This is a genomic window from Bacillus sp. GMs2/2 (genome assembly GCF_050172095.1).
Lineage (GTDB): Bacteria > Bacillota > Bacilli > Bacillales > Bacillaceae_G > Bacillus_A > Bacillus_A cereus.
Genome location: NZ_JBNLYE010000345.1, coordinates 1 through 4,068 on the forward strand (window position 1 = coordinate 1; position 4,068 = coordinate 4,068).

Genomic DNA, 4,068 nt, shown 5'->3' on the forward strand with positions numbered 1-4,068 from the left:
TTTTTTAAATTAGCGTTTATAAAAATACATTGTTCTTCCATTAAATAATTGTAACTCTCCTTCTAATTTCTTCGCTAAAAAACGGCAAAATTCATTTGCTTTCCCTTTGTCACCAAATGTTGCATTAGGTGGTAAAGAAACTTGGATGAAAGATTGTTCATTTTCTATACCAACACCAATATAAATTGAGTCATACCGGTCGTGAGTGGATTGAAGTTTTAATGTTGTTGTAGATGTATCTAAAATTTCATAAGGAAAAGCGGTATTTGTATACGTGTAATTAATTTGGGCACCAGTTTTAGAAGTAACTGTTTTATAATAATGAAAAAGTTGTTTTATATCATCTATTGAAACTGATTGTTGGTTGGATTTCGGTACAAGCGTAATAAAGGCGTGTTGCATATAAGTTCCCCCTAGCTTAGTAGAATACTATCATTCTACATCCTACTGAATTTTTTGACAATTAAAAGGAGTATTACATGTTTTGTTTAATATACTATTAATGAAACGTGATGTAGAAAGGTGGAAACTAATGTTTGAAAAATTGTATGATGAGCATGAAAGTGTGAAGGTACGATTTTTAGGGTTTATGACACATGATACACGTTATGATTTTGGTGTTATTTATACAAATATGTTTTTTGGAAAGCCGCTCATTGTTTGTATGCAAACAGGAAGGTCTACTTTACTCGGACGAGATGATGTAGAGAATGTTCAATATATACAGGAGATTTTTAAATTAGGATCAGAAGAGGAAGCAAAGGAGTTAGCTCAGTTTTTCAAATTTCTAGTTCCGTCAACTTCTTTACATGCGGAATATGAAGAATAATTAATGTGAAACAGTCGTACTTATAAATATGGCTGTTTTTTATTTTAATATCGCATACTAATTTAAATTAAAAATATTTAATGTGTTATACTAAAAACCTATTGACGTAAAAAGTATAACATATTAAAATAAAGACAGAAAGTTAAGCGGTTACAAAAAAGTTTTTGGGATTATAAACTTAGGGGGAAATGAAAAATGGGAACAATCGTATGTCAAGATTGTGAAGGTACAATTGCACACTTCGAAGATGAGAAAGTAACGGTACTTTACGGGAAATGTGGATCTTGCGGATGTGATCACACAGAGCATACAAAAGCCCAATAATTGATAGGAAATGGACAGCTAAAAGTTTTTAGGACCATAAACTTAGGGGGAAATGAAAAATGGGAACAATCGTATGCCAAGTATGTGAAGGAACAATCGGACATTTTGAAGATGAGAAAACGACGGTACTTTACGGAAAATGTGGAACAAATTGTGACTGTGCTAGAAAAGATAATGCGAAAGCTTAATGATAAATAAATAGATTACTATTAAAACTCAGGGGGAAATGAAAATGGGAACAATCGTATGCCAAGTATGTGAAGGAACAATTGGACATTTTGAAGATGAAAAATCAACAGTACTATACGGGAAATGTGGATCTCATTGCGAATGTGACCATAAAGAACATACAAAAGCTTAATAATAAGAAAAAGCGCCTACATGTGTAGGCGCTTTTTTAATAAATTGTAGTTGTATGACCAACTGTTGCAACGATTGCATCATCTCTAATTGGAATAAAGCTTATGGATGTCTGTGGTGTACTAGAAGAAGCATATTGGCTCATTATACGGCTATCGATACGGGTAATAGTATCAGTCAAGAAAGCTGAAATAAAAGCGTAAGGGACTCTTCGTTCATTTAATGAATAAATAATTTCTTCTTTTGTTTTTACACCCACGCCATGTCCGTAAAAAAAGAAATTTCCTAAATAGATTGTGTTTTCTCCTTGCCACTCAATCGTAGCTGGATTCACTTGTGGGTTTTTAAAGTAAACGAGGTCACCTGGAACAAGATCGCCACCGTTTTTTGTTATGAGCCTTAGATCTTGATCGTAGTCCCATGTATAAAGTAAAAGATTTGCAAATAGACGATTGAAAGTTTCTTCCTCATACAATGATAGTAAAGCTTTATAAAAAATAATGATCATAGCGGTTGCGCATTCAGTTCCATATAGTTTTCCATTTTTAAAAATATCTTGTATGGCAATAGAAGATGGTATGTTTGGAAGAAGCTCGAATCCTCCAAGGGATGTTCTTTTCCAATACTGGGGGTTGCAAAAGGATTGTTGAAATGTGCGAAACTGAAATCCACTTTGAAAAAGCTCTAGTGCAGAGATAATAATATTAACTCGTAAATTGAGATCAAAGCTGAGTTCATCAGCTGTTCGGAAGGAATAAACTTCTTGATTTCCTGCCATTATTGATAAAATTTGTTGTTTCTCTGCTGCAAATGGCTCATATTCATTTGTAATATAAGGATGTACAATAGAACGGCCTATTACAATCATAATAGTATCCCCACCTATACGTTACATTCTTAAGTATCGTATGAAGAAAAGGAAAAAAGGTGAAAAAAAAAGCCTATCAACTGATAGGCTTGTACTCTTTAATAACACGTAATGTTTGTAAGGTCATATCTTCAGGACCTTGTACAGGTAAACCTGCTTCTAAGTTTTTCCTAATATACTCTAAGTTTTCTTGTGTAATAATTTCCCCCGGAGTAAAGATTGGAATCCCTGGCGGATAAACCATAACAAAATCAGCTATAATACGACCCGCTGCATTTTCAAATGGAATGACTTCTGTTTCCGAATAAAAAGCATCTCGAGGAGAAAGTGCTAGCACTGGAATTTCTGGAATCTCTACTTGTATTTGAACACCTTTATCTGCCCTATTTCTAAATGTTGCTGCTAAATCGTGTAAAGCTGCAATAAGTGTATTTGTATCACTTTCTGTATCTCCCAAAGTGATAAGACATAGTATGTTGTATAGATCTGAGAGTTCTACTTCAATGTTATATTGCTCTCTAAGCCATACTTCAGCTTGGTGGCCGGTAATACCTAAATCTTTTACAGATACAATTATCTTTGTTGGATCATAGTTAAAGGTAGCATCTGTACCTAACATTTCTTTTCCGGGACAGTAAAGATGCTCAATAGAATTTATAGCATCACGAACATGTTCAGCTAATTGTATTGTTTGTTCTATGAGTGCTGTTCCTTCTGTAGCAAGACGCTTTCTCGCAACATCAAGGGATGCTAACAAGATGTAAGAAGTTGATGTAGTCGTAAGCATGCTAATAATAGATTGGACATGCTTTACATTCACTAAGCCTTCTTTCACATTAAGAATAGAACTTTGAGTTAAAGAGCCTCCTAATTTGTGAACACTTGTTGCTGCCATATCTGCACCAGCTTGCATCGCTGACATGGGTAATTCATCGTGAAAATGAATATGAACACCATGAGCCTCGTCGACTAGTACAGGGATGTCATAAGAATGTGCTAATTGTACAATCTGTTCTAAGTCTGCAGCAAACCCAAAGTACGTTGGGTTAATAACAAGTAAGCCCTTTGCATCTGAGTGCTCTTCAAGTGCTTTTTTGACAGATTGAATTGTGATTCCATGAGAAATACCGAGCTTCGGATCGATTTCAGGATGCATGAAAATCGGTTTTGCGCCTGAGAAAATAATAGCTGACATTACTGACTTATGCACGTTTCGTGGTACTAGGATTTTGTCACCAGGACCGCAAACGCTCATCACCATTGTCATAATAGCACCACTTGTACCTTGAATAGAAAAGAAAGTATGATCTGCACCGAATGCAGCGGCTGCTAAATCCTGTGCTTCTTTAATCATACCTTTTGGATGATGTAAATCATCGAGTGGCGCAATATTAATTAAATCAATTGCTAATGCATTATGCCCAATAAATTCGCGAAATGTAGGATCCATGCCCTGTCCTTTTTTATGACCAGGAATATGGAATTGAATTGGATTTCGCTTACTGTGCTCAACTAAAGCGGTAAACAATGGTGTTTCGTATTGGGACAATCTATACACCCCTTCTTCTTCATAATATTTAGTGTAATTTGTTTTATATAATCCTGCTCTAAAAAGTTTAGTCTTTTTAGAATAAGGCTTGTTTTTCTGCCATTCAAAAAATCGTTTTTGAGATGGTAGCTTCACTTT

The 4,068-nt window shown here is 34.9% G+C and carries 7 protein-coding genes; 4 read left to right on the forward strand and 3 right to left on the reverse strand.

Translation table 11 applies throughout. The features are described 5' to 3' along the window. Positions 1 to 9: 9 nt before the first annotated feature. Positions 10 to 402 (reverse strand): DUF1885 family protein, encoded by a 393-nt coding sequence (locus ACQGS6_RS23905; protein ID WP_001163302.1) that lies wholly within the window; start codon positions 400 to 402, stop codon positions 10 to 12. A 130-nt stretch (positions 403 to 532) separates the two neighbouring features. Between ACQGS6_RS23905 and ACQGS6_RS23910 the strand changes: the two genes are divergently transcribed. From ACQGS6_RS23910 to ACQGS6_RS23925, 4 genes are all read left to right on the forward strand, one after another. Then, a complete protein-coding gene (locus tag ACQGS6_RS23910) occupies positions 533 to 829 on the forward strand; it encodes a DUF3055 domain-containing protein (protein WP_000462038.1) in 297 nt (98 codons plus the stop codon). A 195-nt stretch (positions 830 to 1,024) separates the two neighbouring features. Further along, positions 1,025 to 1,153 (forward strand): GapA-binding peptide SR1P, encoded by a 129-nt coding sequence (locus ACQGS6_RS23915; RefSeq protein WP_000536778.1) that lies wholly within the window; start codon positions 1,025 to 1,027, stop codon positions 1,151 to 1,153. A gap of 59 nt (positions 1,154 to 1,212) precedes the next feature. Beyond that, the gene (locus tag ACQGS6_RS23920; protein ID WP_000536803.1) at positions 1,213 to 1,341 is read left to right on the forward strand and encodes a GapA-binding peptide SR1P; all 129 of its coding nucleotides are present in this window, start codon (positions 1,213 to 1,215) and stop codon (positions 1,339 to 1,341) included. Between the two features lie 44 nt (positions 1,342 to 1,385). Further along, positions 1,386 to 1,514: a GapA-binding peptide SR1P gene (locus ACQGS6_RS23925; protein ID WP_000536796.1), complete on the forward strand. Its 129-nt coding sequence runs from the start codon at positions 1,386 to 1,388 to the stop codon at positions 1,512 to 1,514. Positions 1,515 to 1,550: 36 nt separating this feature from the next. Here ACQGS6_RS23925 and ACQGS6_RS23930 read toward each other — a convergent pair whose 3' ends face one another. Together ACQGS6_RS23930 and speA are read right to left on the reverse strand one after the other, a co-directional pair. Continuing rightward, on the reverse strand, positions 1,551 to 2,381 hold the full coding sequence (locus tag ACQGS6_RS23930) for a protein-glutamine gamma-glutamyltransferase (RefSeq protein WP_000635342.1): 831 nt from the start codon (positions 2,379 to 2,381) through the stop codon (positions 1,551 to 1,553). A 76-nt stretch (positions 2,382 to 2,457) separates the two neighbouring features. After that, the gene (gene speA / locus ACQGS6_RS23935) at positions 2,458 to 3,930 is read right to left on the reverse strand and encodes an arginine decarboxylase (protein WP_000084897.1); all 1,473 of its coding nucleotides are present in this window, start codon (positions 3,928 to 3,930) and stop codon (positions 2,458 to 2,460) included. Between the last annotated feature and the right edge of the window lie 138 nt (positions 3,931 to 4,068).

Bases quoted from the DNA above. Each gene is read 5' to 3' on its own strand.
- ACQGS6_RS23905 (WP_001163302.1), bottom strand. From the start codon at position 402: ATGCAACACGCCTTTATTACGCTTGTACCGAAATCCAACCAACAATCA.
- ACQGS6_RS23910 (WP_000462038.1), top strand. From the start codon at position 533: ATGTTTGAAAAATTGTATGATGAGCATGAAAGTGTGAAGGTACGATTT.
- ACQGS6_RS23915 (WP_000536778.1), top strand. From the start codon at position 1,025: ATGGGAACAATCGTATGTCAAGATTGTGAAGGTACAATTGCACACTTC.
- ACQGS6_RS23920 (WP_000536803.1), top strand. From the start codon at position 1,213: ATGGGAACAATCGTATGCCAAGTATGTGAAGGAACAATCGGACATTTT.
- ACQGS6_RS23925 (WP_000536796.1), top strand. From the start codon at position 1,386: ATGGGAACAATCGTATGCCAAGTATGTGAAGGAACAATTGGACATTTT.
- ACQGS6_RS23930 (WP_000635342.1), bottom strand. From the start codon at position 2,381: ATGATTGTAATAGGCCGTTCTATTGTACATCCTTATATTACAAATGAA.